18 protein-coding genes and 1 tRNA gene are annotated in these 13,816 nt (G+C 75.1%); 13 read left to right on the top strand and 6 right to left on the bottom strand.

Translation table 11 applies throughout. The features are described from left to right. Positions 1–90: 90 nt before the first annotated feature. Positions 91–167 (top strand) — tRNA-Thr (locus CBZ_RS16560). A gap of 188 nt (positions 168–355) precedes the next feature. Then, positions 356–943 carry an NADPH-dependent FMN reductase gene (locus tag CBZ_RS16555; protein WP_130782588.1) on the top strand — a complete coding sequence of 196 codons (588 nt, stop codon included), beginning with the start codon at positions 356–358 and terminating at the stop codon, positions 941–943. Between the two features lie 52 nt (positions 944–995). Here the strand turns inward: CBZ_RS16555 and CBZ_RS16550 are convergent, their stop codons facing one another. The 3 genes from CBZ_RS16550 to CBZ_RS16545 form a co-directional block, all read right to left on the bottom strand. Continuing rightward, complete coding sequence (locus tag CBZ_RS16550; protein ID WP_246013501.1) at positions 996–2,030, bottom strand: LacI family DNA-binding transcriptional regulator; 1,035 nt, start codon at positions 2,028–2,030, stop codon at positions 996–998. A 101-nt stretch (positions 2,031–2,131) separates the two neighbouring features. Next, positions 2,132–2,350 (bottom strand): hypothetical protein, encoded by a 219-nt coding sequence (locus CBZ_RS21060; protein ID WP_165446823.1) that lies wholly within the window; start codon positions 2,348–2,350, stop codon positions 2,132–2,134. 117 nt (positions 2,351–2,467) lie between these two features. Then, positions 2,468–3,136 (bottom strand): response regulator transcription factor, encoded by a 669-nt coding sequence (locus CBZ_RS16545; RefSeq protein WP_130782587.1) that lies wholly within the window; start codon positions 3,134–3,136, stop codon positions 2,468–2,470. 103 nt (positions 3,137–3,239) lie between these two features. On the opposite strand from CBZ_RS16545, the gene CBZ_RS16540 reads away from it, so the two are divergent. From CBZ_RS16540 to CBZ_RS16525, 4 genes are all read left to right on the top strand, one after another. After that, positions 3,240–4,451 carry a sensor histidine kinase gene (locus CBZ_RS16540; protein ID WP_130782586.1) on the top strand — a complete coding sequence of 404 codons (1,212 nt, stop codon included), beginning with the start codon at positions 3,240–3,242 and terminating at the stop codon, positions 4,449–4,451. Positions 4,452–4,676: 225 nt separating this feature from the next. Beyond that, positions 4,677–5,111 carry a hypothetical protein gene (locus tag CBZ_RS16535; RefSeq protein WP_130782585.1) on the top strand — a complete coding sequence of 145 codons (435 nt, stop codon included), beginning with the start codon at positions 4,677–4,679 and terminating at the stop codon, positions 5,109–5,111. 5 nt (positions 5,112–5,116) lie between these two features. Next, a complete protein-coding gene (locus tag CBZ_RS16530; RefSeq protein ID WP_130782584.1) occupies positions 5,117–5,833 on the top strand; it encodes a signal peptidase I in 717 nt (238 codons plus the stop codon). A gap of 4 nt (positions 5,834–5,837) precedes the next feature. Then, complete coding sequence (locus tag CBZ_RS16525; RefSeq protein ID WP_130782583.1) at positions 5,838–6,956, top strand: hypothetical protein; 1,119 nt, start codon at positions 5,838–5,840, stop codon at positions 6,954–6,956. A gap of 30 nt (positions 6,957–6,986) precedes the next feature. Here the strand turns inward: CBZ_RS16525 and CBZ_RS16520 are convergent, their stop codons facing one another. Continuing rightward, entirely contained in the window at positions 6,987–7,790 is an 804-nt protein-coding gene (locus tag CBZ_RS16520) for an SGNH/GDSL hydrolase family protein (RefSeq protein WP_246013500.1), read from the bottom strand. A gap of 198 nt (positions 7,791–7,988) precedes the next feature. On the opposite strand from CBZ_RS16520, the gene CBZ_RS21055 reads away from it, so the two are divergent. The 4 genes from CBZ_RS21055 to CBZ_RS16505 are packed head-to-tail and all read left to right on the top strand — an operon-like array spanning position 7,989 to position 10,315. Beyond that, positions 7,989–8,432 (top strand): hypothetical protein, encoded by a 444-nt coding sequence (locus CBZ_RS21055; RefSeq protein WP_165446822.1) that lies wholly within the window; start codon positions 7,989–7,991, stop codon positions 8,430–8,432. 29 nt (positions 8,433–8,461) lie between these two features. Beyond that, complete coding sequence (locus tag CBZ_RS21050) at positions 8,462–9,001, top strand: signal peptidase I (RefSeq protein WP_165446821.1); 540 nt, start codon at positions 8,462–8,464, stop codon at positions 8,999–9,001. Further along, a complete protein-coding gene (locus CBZ_RS16510; protein ID WP_130782580.1) occupies positions 8,985–9,407 on the top strand; it encodes a hypothetical protein in 423 nt (140 codons plus the stop codon). Before CBZ_RS21050 ends, CBZ_RS16510 begins: the two co-directional genes overlap by 17 nt. Continuing rightward, complete coding sequence (locus CBZ_RS16505; protein WP_130782579.1) at positions 9,404–10,315, top strand: hypothetical protein; 912 nt, start codon at positions 9,404–9,406, stop codon at positions 10,313–10,315. The genes CBZ_RS16510 and CBZ_RS16505 overlap by 4 nt, the downstream gene beginning before the upstream one ends. Before the next feature lie 45 nt (positions 10,316–10,360). On the opposite strand, the gene CBZ_RS16500 is transcribed toward CBZ_RS16505, so the two are convergent. Next, positions 10,361–11,038: a uracil-DNA glycosylase gene (locus tag CBZ_RS16500; RefSeq protein WP_130782578.1), complete on the bottom strand. Its 678-nt coding sequence runs from the start codon at positions 11,036–11,038 to the stop codon at positions 10,361–10,363. 142 nt (positions 11,039–11,180) lie between these two features. On the opposite strand from CBZ_RS16500, the gene CBZ_RS16495 reads away from it, so the two are divergent. The 3 genes from CBZ_RS16495 to CBZ_RS16485 all read left to right on the top strand — a co-directional run bounded on the left by CBZ_RS16495 (position 11,181) and on the right by CBZ_RS16485 (position 12,472). Beyond that, entirely contained in the window at positions 11,181–11,498 is a 318-nt protein-coding gene (locus tag CBZ_RS16495) for a DUF3263 domain-containing protein (RefSeq protein WP_130782577.1), read from the top strand. A 29-nt stretch (positions 11,499–11,527) separates the two neighbouring features. Then, positions 11,528–12,136 (top strand): LytR C-terminal domain-containing protein, encoded by a 609-nt coding sequence (locus CBZ_RS16490; protein ID WP_130782576.1) that lies wholly within the window; start codon positions 11,528–11,530, stop codon positions 12,134–12,136. 132 nt (positions 12,137–12,268) lie between these two features. Next, complete coding sequence (locus tag CBZ_RS16485; protein ID WP_130782575.1) at positions 12,269–12,472, top strand: cold-shock protein; 204 nt, start codon at positions 12,269–12,271, stop codon at positions 12,470–12,472. 163 nt (positions 12,473–12,635) lie between these two features. Here the strand turns inward: CBZ_RS16485 and CBZ_RS16480 are convergent. After that, the coding region (locus CBZ_RS16480) for a glycoside hydrolase family 15 (RefSeq protein ID WP_130782574.1) at positions 12,636–13,816 on the bottom strand (1,181 nt) is incomplete at its 5' end.

The following is a 13,816-nucleotide window of genomic DNA, read 5'->3' as shown; positions in this document are numbered from 1 at the left end:
GGCTCGTCCCGGCCCTGGCTCCGGTGCCCGGCTCGCGCGGCGAGGTGCCGTGCCGGGCGGCGTCGTCCGCTCGGTACGCTGTCCCCGCCCGCCTCCTTAGCTCAGTCGGCCAGAGCACCTGTCTTGTAAACAGGGGGTCGTCGGTTCGAATCCGACAGGGGGCTCCAGTCAATAGACACCTTGAGTAGTCAAGCGGCTAGCTCGGTAGTCACCGTCGGTCCGCCGCGGCGCGGCGTGCCCAGGACAGGTCCCGCCGCGCGCGGTGCGCCGTCGCGCAGGAGAATCGACCAGGTCCCTGCACACCACCGTCGGCGTGCGCGTCCTGCTCCCGCCGGCCCGGTCAGAGGAGTCGCACGTGACCTACCGCATCGGCTACTTCGTCGGCAGCCTGTCGAGCACGTCGATCAACCGCAGGCTCGCGGGTGCGCTGGTCGCGCTCGCGCCCGACGACCTGGAGTTCACCGAGATCCCCATCGGCGACCTGCCGCTGTACAGCCCTGACCACGACGGCGACTACCCGCCGGTCGCGCGGGCGCTCAAGGAGTCGATCGAGGCGTCCGACGGGATCCTGTTCGTCTCGCCCGAGTACAACCGCTCGATCCCCGGGGCGCTGAAGAACGCGATCGACTGGGGTTCGCGGCCGTGGGGGACGAACTCGTTCGCGCGCAAGCCGACCGGGATCGTCGGGGCGTCGATCGGGGCGATCGGGACCGCGGTCATGCAGTCGTCGATGCGCAGCGTGCTGTCGTTCCTCAACGCGCCGCAGCTCAACGCGCCCGAGGTGTACGTGCAGGTCCAGGAGGACACGTTCGGCGACGACGGGTCGGTGCGGGACGCGTCGCTCGAGGAGTTCCTGCGGCACTACATGGCGGAGTACTGCGCGTTCGTGCAGCGGGTCCTGTCGGTCACCGCGCCGGGGCACATCGGCGACCCCGACACCTGACGGGCGCGAGGGCGAGTGCCGGGGCGCGAGTGCCGGGCGCGGGCGTCGGGCGTCAGTCGCGCGGGGCGGGTCCGGTGCTCTCGCGGACGACGAGCTCGACGGGCAGGACGGTCCGGGTCGCGTCCGGGACCGTGCCGGTCCGGGTGCCCTCGATGCCCGCCAGGAGGGTGCGCGCGGCGGCGCGGCCCTTGACGGTGAGGTCCTGCCGCAGCGTGGTGAGGGTCGGACGCGTGAGCGACGCGAGGGGGCTGTCGTCCCAGCCGACGACGGACAGGTCCTGCGGGACGCGCAGCCCGGCCTCGGCGGCGGCGTCGAGGAGCGCGGCGGCCATGCGGTCGGAGAAGCACAGGACGGCGGTCGGGCGGTCGGGGCCGGCGAGCAGCGCGCGTGCGCCGTCGGCGGCGAGGTGGTCGAGGTTGTCGGCGATCTCGTACGCGGTGGGCAGGACGCCCACGGCGTCGAGGGCTTCGACGGCCCCCGCGACGCGGGCGCGCGAGACGTAGTCCGAGCCGGCGTCACGGCCGTCGGCGAGCGCCCCGCGGTCGCGGTTGCCCCACGTGAAGAACGCGATGCGGCGGTGGCCCAGACCGAGGACGTGCTCGGCCGCGAGGCGGCTGCCGGTGCGCTCGTCGAGCAGGATCGACGGGTAGCCGGGGATGGGGTCGAGGTCGACGAAGACGAGCGGCAGCTTGCGGCGCACGAGCCAGCCGAGCGCGGCGGACTCACCCCCGCACGCGTAGACGACGGCGCCGTCGAGGGGGATGTCGCGCGCGGCCTTCTCCCCAGGGAGCAGGGCGACGGCGTAGCCGGTGGGGGAGAGCTCCTCGGCGATCGCGCCGAAGAACGACGCGGCGATGGGGTCGCGCAGCGCCTCGCCCACCCACGCGGTGAGCAGGAGGCCGATGGCGCCGGTCGTGCCGCGCGCGAGGGCGCGGGCGGACGGGTCGGGGCCGACGTAGCCGAGCTCGGCGGCGGCCTCGAGGATCGTGCGCCGCAGGTCGGCGGAGAGCTGGTCGGGGCGCGAGAACGCGTTGGAGACGGTCATGCGGCTGACGCCGACCTTGTCCGCGATCGTCTGGAGCGTCACCCGCGGCACGACGCCACCCTGTTCCGCGACATGCGGGACAGGGTAGGTGGTGCCGACGGGTGACGCTGCTCCCCGCCCGGGTGACGGCGCCGGTGCCAGGGTCACCGGGCGACCTGCCCGGCCTCCCAGTGGCAGGCGGGCTGGACGGCGTCGGCGGCGCGGTGCAGCGCCCGGGCGACGACCCGGCGGGTGCGGGGCACGCGCGGACGGTGCTCGCGGGGCGGGCGCTCCTCCTCGACGGGTGCCCACGGGCGTGCGCTGTGGGACTCGACGACGGACGCGTCGCGGGCGAGCAGCAGGGCGATCGACTGGTCGAGCACGGTTCCTTCTCCTCTCCGGTTCTGTACCGCTACAGAACCGATGTCCCTACCGTAGGACGGGGATCTGTACCGGTCAAGAGGACCGTCGAACCGATGGCCGGCAAGGAGCAGGAGAGGTCAGGCCGGGCCGGTCTCCGCGAGCAGGCGCAGCGCCGCGCTCACCCGCGGGTTGCGGCTCGGGTCCGTGTCGATGCCGAGCGTCGCGTACAGCGCGTTCACGTGGTTCTGCACGGACTTCTCCGTGATCCCCAGACGGCGGCCGATGCCCGCGTTCGACAACCCCTCGGCCAGCAGCCGCAGCACGTCGTACTGCCGGTCGGTCAGGCGCGACACCGCCGAGCCCGCCCGCGGCGCCATCTTGGCGAGCAGCGTCGGGTCCAGCACCGTCTCGCCGACCGCAGCCGCGCGCACCGCCGCGACGAGGACCTCCTCGCTCGTCGACGACGTCTTCGACAGGTAGCCCCAGCCGGCCGCCACGTCCTGCGGCAGGTCGAGCAGCAGGTCCATCGCGTCGTGCGCCGAGAGCAGCAGCACGCCCAGGTCCGGCTGGCGGCGGCGCAGCGTCACCCCCAGGGCGATCCCGTTGCCGTCCGGCAGGTCGACGTCCAGCACGACGACGTCCGCGACGCCCGGCTGGAGCTGGCGGGTCGCGTCCGTGACCGACCCTGTCGCCGCGACGACGTGCAGCCCGTCGGTGTCGTCGAGCATGCGCTCGAGCATCGACCGGAAGAGGGGTTGGTCCTCGACCACGGCGACGCGCACGGGGTCCGTCAGGGGCTCACTCATCGCGGCCAGTATCGTCGTCGCCGCAGCCGCCCGCACCGGAGCGCGCCGCACACGTGACCGACGCCACGCCCGCACCACCCGCGTGGCGGACAGCAGGGACGAGATGCCGACACCCCGCAGCACCCCCGTGGACGACGAGTCCGCCACCGCCCTCACCCGACGCCTGCGCGACCTGCGCAGCGACCGGGTCGGTCTGCTGCGGGCCAGCGCCATCGTCGCCACCGGCTACGCCGTCGGCGCGGCGCTGCAGAGCACGTACATCTACAGCCAGGTCATGGAGGACTGGGCGTCGGTCAGCCTCTGGAGCCGGCTCGGCGCCAACGCGGCAGCCGTCGTCGGGCTCGTCGTCGTGCTCGCGGCCGTCCAGGCCCACCGGGCGACCCGCGTGTGGCAGATGGCGCTCGCGCTCGGCTTCGCGGCGCTCGGCAGCACCGTCCTGCGCGTCGCCGCGCAGCAGCTGTTCGGCGTGTACGACGACCCCACCGCCGAGGTCGTCGAGACCGAGCTGCTGTCCGGGCTCATCATCGCCGTCATCTCCGGGGCCATCGGCATGTGGGGGCTCGTCGCCCGCCGTCGCCTGCGTGCCCGGGTGCGTGCCGCCGAGCGCGAGGCCATCCAGGTCGAGAACGCGGTCCGCGCGCTCGAGCAGGAGGAGATCCGCGTCCGCCGCGAGGTCGCCGAGGGCCTGCACGGCACGCTGCAGAACAAGCTCGTGCTCGTCGAGGCCCGCCTCGCGCAGGTCGTCGAGCACGCGGGCGCCGGACGCCTCGACGAGGGCGACCTCGAGGACCTGCGCTGGGTCAGCGCCGAGCTCGAGCGGGCGCGCGCCGCCGACGTCCGCGAGATGAGCCGCCTGCTCTACCCCGACCGGCTCGAGCTCGGGCTCGTGCCCGCCGTCCGGGCGCTGCTCGGACGGCTCCCCGCGAGCATCGCGACCCGCCTCGACGTCACCGACGCGGTGCGGTCCTACGACGACCCCGCGAACCCACGGCTGACGATCCCCGAACGGCTGCTCGCCGTGCGGGTCGTCGAGGAGGGCGTCACCAACTCGCTCAAGCACGGCCCGGCCACGTCGATCGTCACCCGCGTCGACGTCGCCGACGGCGTGCTCCTCGTCGAGGTCGAGAACGACGGCGAGACGTACGACGAGCACACGGCGGGCCGGCCGTCCGGCACCGCGCGGATGCGGCAGCGGCTCGCGTTCGTCGGCGGGACCGTGACGCTCGAACCGGGCGCGACGCGCGGCGCGCGCCTCGTCGCACGGATCCCGCTCGGCCGCAGCGGGGCCGAGCCGGGTTCACCCGTTCGGCCCTAGGGCGCGCGACTCGCCGGGGTGCCCGATTCCACGACGACCGTCCGGATGCGGGCGATCCGTCCCGGGTGAAAGAAAACGACGTTCCCGGCGCGGCGGGTGCTGGCACCCAGGGCTCGTGTATCGGCGCCGATGGGCAGAACCTAGCGTCTGCGACGGCCGCTCCACAGGAGGTGGCCGTGCGGATCGACGACTGCCGACCCGCGTCGTCACGATCCAGGAGTCACCATGGCGTCCTCGAAGTTCTCGACCCGCAAGGGCCTGGCCGTCGGCCTGGCCGTCCTCGGCGTCGCCGGCCTGTCGCTCGCGTCCGCGTCGCAGCTCAACCTGCAGCGCACTGGCACCACCGAGACCGGCACGGTCAACGTCGACGCCGCCTGCCAGAAGGCGCTGACCGGCGCCGTCACCGTGAAGTACGCGACGCCGGCGCTCGGCACGGCGGGCTTCGCCCCGGCCGACGTGCAGTTCACGAACATCGACGCCGACTGCAAGGGCAAGACGATCCGCGTCGCGTGGAAGACCGCGGCCGGTGCCTACACCGCGCTCGGCACGCCGCAGACGCTGCCCGCCGCCCTCACCACCGCGAGCGTCGTCAGCTTCGCGCTGCCGGCCGCGACCGACTACAACACGATCGCGTCGTTCGCGGTCAGCATCGACAGCTGACACCGATGACTCACGACGGCACGACGGCACCCGGTGCGCCCCGCGCGCGCCGGGTGCTGCGTGCCGTCGCGTCGGTGGTCCTCTACGCGACCGCCGCCCTCGCCGCGTGGGTGCTGTGGCCCTCCACGCTCGGCGGCTGCACGACCCTGACGATCGTGTCCGGGCAGTCGATGGAGCCGACCTACCAGTCGGGCGACCTCGTGGTCTCCCGGTGCGGCGAGCCGCAGGTCGGCGACGTCGTCGTCTACCAGCCCGCGAACCTGGGCGGGGCGCGGATCATCCACCGCCTCGTCGGCGGTGACGGGACGACCGGCTGGGTCGTCCAGGGCGACAACAACGACTGGACCGACCCGTTCGCGCCGACGAACGCCGAGGTCGTCGGCGTCGCGCAGCTCCACGTCCCGAAGATCGGCCTCGCCGGCCGGTTCGTCACGTCGCCGTGGGTCTGGGGCTCGTGCCTGCTCCTCGCGGTGGCCCTGCTCGTGTGGCCGTCGGCACGCGACGAGGACGAGGACGAGCCCGAGCCGGACGGCGACGTCCCGCCCGCCGCGTCGGACGTGGCGGCCCTCGCCGCCACGGGCGACCTGCTCCGCACGGTTCCCGACGTCGTGCCCGCCGACGCGCACGCCGTCCCCGACGCCACGCCTTCCGGCGTGCCGGACGGCATGTCCGACGGCACCGCGTCCCACCGGCGCCCCGCGCTCACGTCCACCCCCGGCTGACGTCGTGAGCCGCACGCTGCGCCCCCGCACCGCCGGACTCGTGCTGGCGGTCCTCGTGCTCGTCGTCCTCGTCCTGGGCACGGGCGTCGCGCACGCCGCGCGCCTGACGGCCGTCGGCCCCGCCCGCCCCTACGCGGCGGCGCTCGCACGGTGCGCGACCGGCCCTGCGACGGTCGCCCCGACCGGCACCCCGGTCGCCGGGAAGTACAGCCAGGTCGTCGTCACAGGGCTGTCCGGCACGTGCACGGCCGGGCGCGTGCTGCTCGCCACCACCGCGGGCACGCTGCTCCTCGACGGGACCGGCACCGTGAGCGCGGGCCGGTTCACCGCGACGGCCGCGACCCCGTTCGTCCCGCCCACCGCGAACGGCGCGCGCGTCTACGTGTCGGTCGGCACGTGGCCGGTCGCCGCGACGTGGGCGCCGCCCACCCCCACGTCTCCCGTGTACCCGGGCCCCGACGGCACCGCGTTCGACACGTCCGTGACGTGGGACCTCAAGAACGCGACGAGCGGCCAGCAGGCCTGCTTCACGATCCGCGTGACGACGCAGTCGACGACGCCGATCACGTGGTCCGCGTACATCGACACGTCCCGCGCGCCGTTCAACGGCCAGCGCACGGGCTACTCGCTGCAGGGCTCGGAGTCGTGGAAGTACCGGCTGCAGGAGGACACGCCCAGCGTCGGTCTCGTGCGGATCAGCGGCCGCACCGACGTCTGGCAGCCCTACGACACCGTCGTCGCCGGCCAGGTCCGCGTCGTCGAGGTCTGCCACTACGACCTGCCGGGCGCCGTGGTCACGCCGTCCGCGTACACCGTGACCTTCGCGAACGGCACCTGGACCGACCGGCTCGCGTGCGTCGTCACGACCGTGACCGGCAACGGGACGTCGCCGTTCTACGTGGCCTGGCAGACGCCGGTCGACCTGACCGCGGCGGTGCAGCGGCTGCAGTCGGCGGGTCGCACGCCCGACGCGTGGCGGTACGGCGGCGAGGAGTGGAAGGTCGACCGGACGGTCGTGCCGTCGCTCACCGGGCCGTACGTCTTCCAGGCGACCTCGCGGGTCGCGTCGAACATCGTCGGGACGCAGGCGTTCTCGTTCGAGACGTGCGTGGTCGACAACTAGCCGTGCGTGCGGGCCGCGCCGGCCGGTGCGTCACTCGACAGGGCTGAGCTCCGGCCGCTTGGGGACGCGCAGGTCGCCCGAGGAGTGCCCGCGCAGCCGCCGGGTGGCCCACGGGTAGACGTGCTCACGCAGCCACTTGGCGTCGTCGCGGACCTGCGCGATCCGCGGCGTCGGGGGGAGCGGCGTGAGCGGGTCGTCCCAGCGCTCCTCGTCGGGGGCGAGCCCGAGCCCGACGAGCGCGGCCTGCGCGACTCGGGCGTGCCCGTCGGTCGTGAGGTGGATGCGGTCGTCGGCCCACATGCGCCAGTCGCGCAGGCTGCGCATGCCCCACAGGTCGAGGACGTGGGCGTCGTGGCGGCGGGCGATGGACCAGATGTGCGCGTTGTAGACCGCGACGCGGCTGCGGGTCGCGCGCACGAGCGGGCTCTCGACGGCGTCGACGCCGGTGCCGAGCAGGACGTCGACCCCGGCGTCGCGGAGCCGGACGACGGCCTGCTCGAGGAGCCGGGCGAGGCGGTCGACGTCCGCGGCGGGGCGCAGGATGTCGTTGCCACCGCCGACGAGGCTCACCAGGTCGGGCTTCATCGCGAGCGCGGCGGGGACCTGCTCGACGAGGATCGGCCGCAGCAGCCGTCCGCGGATCGCGAGGTTGGCGTACTCGAGCGGTGCCTGCCCGGCGGTGGTGCGTCGCTGCGAGAGGCGGGCGGCCAGGACGTCGGCCCACCCGCGCTGAGCGGCGTCGGGACCGTCGGGGGAGTCCCAGAGGCCTTCGGTGAACGAGTCGCCGATCGCGACGTAGCGGGACCAGCGGGGGGTGTCGGCAGTCGTGCTCACCGCAGCATTGTGACGCGCCTGACAGGACCGTGCGTCGGCGCAGGTCGAGACGGGTTTTCTGGACGCTCGTCCAGTTTGGTGGGACCTGAGTCCCCCGAACGGGTGACTGGGCGGTCGCATTGTTGAACCGTCAACAGAGCGGTGCGCACGACCGCTCCGGACCGTCCGGAGCCCGGCGTGCGGGCCAGGAGGTGCACGATGACCACCCAGACCACCCCCCAGACCGCCGCGACCACCACACCGGCCGCGCAGAAGAACCGGCGCCGTCGCGTCGTCGCGGTCGCCCTCGTCGGGCTCGGCGTCGCCGGGCTCGCCACGGCGTCCGCCTCGATGCTCAGCGTCTCGGCCGAGGACCGCGTCGCGTCCGGCAGTGCCCCCGTCGTCAGCGAGGTGTTCGAGAACGCCACGGCCACGCTCGCGACCACCCGGACCCCGGGTGGCGTGCCGCAGGACGGTGCCGTCCCCGTCGACCTCGCCGTCACCGTCTCCGGTGCCACCGGCGCCTGGGCCGGGACCGTCTACCTCGGCGACGACGTCCTCGGCACGTTCACCGACGCCGACGCGACGGCGACCTTCACCGGTGCCGGCCTCGACAGCCACACCGAGCTGGACACCGTGACCGTCGTCCTCGAGCAGCGCTGACCCCACCCCACCCCGTGACGGAGGCACCCGTGACCACGACCACCCCCACCACGCGCCCGACGGCGGCCCCCGGGCGCCCCCGTGCGCGCCGGCGGCGGCTCGTGGCATGGGTGCCGGCGGCCCTCGTCCTCGCGCTCGCCGCCTTCCTGTGGCCGACGACGTGGGGCGGCGGCACGACCCTCGTCGTCGTCGCCGGGCACTCCATGGAGCCCACCTACGCGTCCGGTGACCTCGTCGTCGCCCGCACCGGGACCCCGCAGGTCGACGACGTCGTCGTCTACCGCCCCGACGGGGTCGACGGCTACGTCGTGCACCGCGTCGTCGGCGGCGACGCCCAGGGCGGCTGGACGACCCGCGGCGACAACAACGGCTGGGACGACGTCTGGCACCCCACCGCGGACGACGTCGTGGGCGTCGTGCGCTGGCACGTCCCCGGCCTGGGCGCCGTCACCCCGGTGCTCGGGTCCCCGCTCACCTGGGTCGCGCTCGGCGTGATCCTCGCCGGCTGGCTCCTGTGGCCGGCCCGCGACCTGACCGACGAGGAGGCCGCCGGTGCACCCACCCCGTGACCCGCGCCGCCGCCGACTGCCCGTCGCCGTCGGCGCCCTCGCCCTCGTCCTGCTCGCGGGAGTGACCTCCGCGTCCGCCTCCCGCCTGACCGTGGGCGCCCACGACCGCGTCGCGTCCGGCGCGGCTGTCGTGACCCCTGCCTGCGGCGACCGGCTCGCCACCGTCCCGGTGCTCGACGAGCCCACCGTCGACGGCCCCGACCACGTCGTCGCGGTCGACGTCCACGGCCTCGACCTCGGGGCGCCCGGCTGCGACGCACGGGCCGTCGAGGTCACCGGGCACGACGCCGGGGGTGCCGTCCTGCTCGACGTGAGCGGACCCGTCACCGGCGCCGAGATGCGGCTGCCCCTCGTCGCGCCCGTCGTCGCGACCGCCCTGCACTCCCTGGTGGTGTCCGTCTCGTGACTCCGCTGCCTCCCGCCCCGGTCCCCACCGCCGTGCGCGCCCGCGTGCGGGGTCGCCGGCGTCCCGCCCTCGTCCCGACCGCCGTCCGCGGCCGCCCGCGGGGTCCCCGAGCGCTGCGCGCGGCCACCGCCGCCGTCCTCGCTCTGCTCGGTGCGCTGCTGCTGGGCGCAGTCCTCCCCGTCGGCACCGCGAGCGCATCCCGCCTCGACGTGCAGGCCCGTCCCGCGTCCGTCCTCGCGCGCGCCGCCTGCACGACCACGGCGGTCGAGGTCGTGCCCACGACGGCCACCGCCGCCACCGCGGTCCGGCTCGACGGCCTCGGCGTCGCCGACGAGTCCGCCTGTGCGGGCGCCGCCGTCACCGTGACGCTCCTGGGCGGCACAGACGTGCTCGGCACCGCCGGGGGCACGTTCGCCGGCGCCGACCAGACGTACCCGCTGGGCGCTCCCGTCGCCCCGGCGGACGTGACCCGCGTCCGCGTGGTCGTCGACGGGTTCGTCGTGCCCGCGACGTGGCGCGCGCCGGGACCGCCGCCGGACTCCTGCCGGGTGGTCGAGGCCGACGGCACGCCGGTCGCCACGCCCTGCACCGTCGTCGGTGTCCGCGCGCTCAGCTGGTGGGGCGAACCCGGCCCGGGCTACGGCCAGGTCACCGCGAACTTCTCCGCGCCCGGCATCGCGCCGACCCAGCACGTCGAGTTCACGTTCACCGTGCCCGCCGCCCACACGCCCGCGTGGTGGAGCTGGCCGGGCGTCGGGATCACGGGGGCCAACAACACCGCCGCGATCACGTCGCGGTGCGCCGACCTGCCGACCGTCACCGGCATGGTGGGGGCGAACCTGGGCCCGACGCCCGAGGTCTACCTCATGTTCGCGCAGCAGCCGTCGACGAGCCTCTGCCAGCCCTGACGGGCGTTCGCGCGGGGCGGTGCCGGCGGGTCAGGGCGTGGGGCCTCAGGGCAGCCGCCAGTCGACCGGCGGCGCACCCTGGGCCTCGAGCAGCCGGTTGACCGTGGAGAACGGGCGCGACCCGAAGAACCCGCGGCTCGCCGACAGCGGCGACGGGTGCACGGACTCGACGGTCGGCACCGCGCCGAGCGCGGGCTTGAGGGACTGCGCGTCCCGCCCCCACAGCACGGCCACGAGCGGACCCCCGCGCTCGACGAGCGCCGCGATCGCCCGGTCGGTCACCGCCTCCCAGCCGCGCCGCCGGTGCGACGCCGGGGCGCCCGGCCGGACGGTGAGCACCCGGTTGAGCAGCATGACCCCCTGGTCGGCCCACGGCGACAGGTCGCCCGTGGTGGGCCGTGGGACGCCCACGTCGTCGACGAGCTCGCGGAAGATGTTGTCGAGCGACCGGGGGACCGGGCGCACGTCCGGCTGCACCGAGAACGACAGTCCCATCGGGTGGCCGGGCGTGGGGTACGGGTCCTGCCCGACGACCAGGACGCGGACGTCGGCCAGGGGGCGCGCGAAGGCCCGCAGCACCGCGTCACCGGCCGGCAGGTAGCCGTGCCCCGCGGCGACCTCCTCGCGCAGGAACTGCCCCGCCGCCCGGATCTGCGGCTCCACGGGGGCCAGGGCCGCGGCCCAGTCGGGGGCGACCAGCGTGTCGAGCGGAGCCGGGTGCACGCCCGCGAGGCTACCCGCGTCGCCCGACCCGGTGAGGCGGAATGACACCGGTGTGGTTCCGACCTACGATGTCGGGCGACGACCCGCCCGCCCCACCGACCGTCGCCCCCCGACCTGCCCGGTCGGGACCCGAGGAGGACGCATGGACGCCGCAGCCGCGCTCCCGATCGGCACGCTCCCCGCACTCGCCACGGCCGCCGCCCCGACGTCGGGCCTCAGCGAGCGCGACGAGCAGATCCTCGCCTTCGAGCGGCAGTGGTGGAAGTATGCGGGCGCCAAGGAGCAGGCCGTCCGCGAGCTGTTCGACATGTCGGCCACCCGGTACTACCAGGTGCTCAACGCGCTCATCGACGAGCCCGCCGCCCTGGCCTTCGACCCCATGCTCGTCAAGCGCCTGCGACGACTGCGGTCCTCCCGCCAGCGCGCCCGCACCGCGCGTCGTCTCGCATCCGACGCCTGACCGACAGGTCGAGCGGATAGCCTGCGGCCGTGAGCAAGGCCGACTACCCCTACCCTGACGACGAGTTCGACGTCCCGGCGGACCCCGACGCGCCCCGCGGCGTCCACCGCGCCCCGCGCTCGGCGTGGGCCAAGTGGTGGCCGTTCCTCGCGGTCCTCGTCCTCGCGCCCGTCCTCGCCTACGCCGCCGTGACGGTCTGGGGCGTGCTCAACGACCCGTCGACGGGCGACCCCGGGTCGTCCACGATCGACGACGAGGCGCCCGACGACACCGCGTCCGACGGGACCGCCGAGGAGCCCACCGAGGGCACCGAGGACCCGGGCACGACCGAGTCGGAGGCGCCGCCCGCGCCGCAGCCCGTCCTCAGCACACCGGTCGAGGTGCTCAACGCGGCCGGCATCGGCGGTCTGGCGGGGACGCAGCAGCAGAAGCTCACCGTCGCCGGGTTCACCGCGGTCACGACCGGCAACTCCGACGGTGCCGGCGTCGACGACTCCACGGTGTTCTACGCGTCGGAGGACCTCAAGCCCACGGCCGACCTCGTCGCCCAGACGCTCGGCATCACCACGGTCACGATGTCGGCCGAGGACGCGGGCGACGGCATCGTCGTCCTCCTCAAGAGCGACCCGGCGGGCTGACCGGGCGACCGGGGCGCCGACCTGCGCGGTCACCTGCAAGATGACCCTGGTCGTGCGTGGGCTGTGACCACTAGGCTCACGCGCACCAGGGGCCGGCGGAGCCCCTGGCGCACCGATCGTCGAGGAGTTCGCATGGCCCAGGGCACCGTGAAGTGGTTCAACGCCGAGAAGGGGTACGGGTTCATCACCCCCACCGGCGGAGGCCAGGATCTCTTCGTGCATTTCAGCGCCATCCAGGTCGACGGCTACCGGACCCTCGAGGAGGGTCAGAACGTCGACTTCGAGGTGGGCCAGGGCACCAAGGGACCGCAGGCCGAGCAGGTCCGTCCCGTCTGACCGGCCCGGCCGCCAGACCCGAGTCACCGCGTCCGCCCCTCCGACGCTCCAGCCACCGAGGGGCGGACGCGCTCCGCACGGGCCGCACACCGTCGTGGTGCGCGGCCCGTCGCCGTTCCCGGACCGCGGCCGCCGGGGTCGTCGGTGCGCGTGCGCCCGAGGACTACCGGGGCGCGTCGCCCGGGCCGGCCGCCGACGCGTCGAGGGCGTCGAGCGCGAGCAGCACGCACGCCGCACTCCACCCGAGCGGCGCGACCGCCGCGGGGGAGCCGTCGGCCAGCACCTTCTCCGGGATCGACCCCGCGGCCGTGCGGTGCCCGTCCAGGAAGTCCAGCCACCCCTGCGCGAGCCCGGTCTCGCCGTTCTCCGCGGCCACCCACGCGTACAGCGACGTCTGCGGGGTCCAGGAGACGCCGTCGTCCCGCCAGCCCGCACCGGGCGCGAGGCCGCTCGCCGGTCGCAGCATCGTCGGCGCCGAGTCGAGCCACGCCTGCCGCGCCCCCGGCGGCGCGGTCCGCAGGAACGGTCTGAGCAGGAAGGCCGTCGCCGCGTCGGCGTGACCGCCCACGGCGTACCGCGCGTACCCCGACCCGGCGAAGGCGCGGACCGTCGCGACCTGGCTGCGCAGCGCCGCCCGCCCTGCGGTGTCCGCGAGCGCGACGTCGCCCGTGAGGCGCAGCAGCACCTCCGCCTGCTGGAGTCCCGCGACGAGCGGGACGACCGTGCCGAGCGTCAGCGACTTCTCGCGCACCTCCCAGTAGTCGGGCGACGCGGGCGGCAGGCCCGTGCGGGCCACCAGGCTCGTCGCGTGCTCGACCGACCGCAGCACGAGCGGGCGGAGCTGCGCGGCGGCCGCGGCGCGCTCGGCCGGGTCGGCGATCTCCGCGACGACCAGCCCCGCGGCCCACAGCGCCCAGCCCGTGCCGTCGGTCTGCAGCCCGCGGTCGTCGGGCGGGCCGGACCCGTCGGGCAGGTACCGCGCCTCGAACGACCCGTCGTCCGCCTGCACGCCGTCGAGGAAGCCGAGCACGTCGAGCGCGTCGTCCACGTGACCGGTGCGGGCGAGCGCCACCGCGACGAACGACGCGTCGCGCGGCCACACGTACCGCCACTTCTCCGACCAGCCCGCGACGGCCGCCCCGCCCGGCAGCAACAGGGTGTGCAGGTCGAGCAGCGCCGCCCGGGACATCGACGCGTACGGGCCGTCCGCGCCCGGCACCGTTCCCGCCGCGAGCCAGGCGCGCTGCGCTGCGGCGGCGTCGGCCGAGCCGGGCGGCACCGTGGCCGCACCCGCCGCGACCGTCGTCCCCGCGACCGCCCGGGCCATCGTGCGGGCCGCGGGGT

This window comes from Cellulomonas biazotea (genome assembly GCF_004306155.1).
In the GTDB taxonomy this organism is placed as follows: Bacteria; Actinomycetota; Actinomycetes; order Actinomycetales; family Cellulomonadaceae; genus Cellulomonas; species Cellulomonas biazotea.
Note: the sequence above shows the minus strand (reverse complement) of the source record. Positions and strands in the feature narration are given on the sequence as shown.

What these genes read in the sequence shown, in the direction of transcription:
- CBZ_RS16545 (WP_130782587.1), bottom strand. Translation starts at nt 3,136, where the DNA reads ATGAGTGAGCCCCTGACGGACCCCGTGCGCGTCGCCGTGGTCGAGGAC.
- CBZ_RS16540 (WP_130782586.1), top strand. Translation starts at nt 3,240, where the DNA reads ATGCCGACACCCCGCAGCACCCCCGTGGACGACGAGTCCGCCACCGCC.
- CBZ_RS16535 (WP_130782585.1), top strand. Translation starts at nt 4,677, where the DNA reads ATGGCGTCCTCGAAGTTCTCGACCCGCAAGGGCCTGGCCGTCGGCCTG.
- CBZ_RS21055 (WP_165446822.1), top strand. Translation starts at nt 7,989, where the DNA reads ATGACCACCCAGACCACCCCCCAGACCGCCGCGACCACCACACCGGCC.
- CBZ_RS16485 (WP_130782575.1), top strand. Translation starts at nt 12,269, where the DNA reads ATGGCCCAGGGCACCGTGAAGTGGTTCAACGCCGAGAAGGGGTACGGG.
- CBZ_RS16530 (WP_130782584.1), top strand. Translation starts at nt 5,117, where the DNA reads ATGACTCACGACGGCACGACGGCACCCGGTGCGCCCCGCGCGCGCCGG.
- CBZ_RS16495 (WP_130782577.1), top strand. Translation starts at nt 11,181, where the DNA reads ATGGACGCCGCAGCCGCGCTCCCGATCGGCACGCTCCCCGCACTCGCC.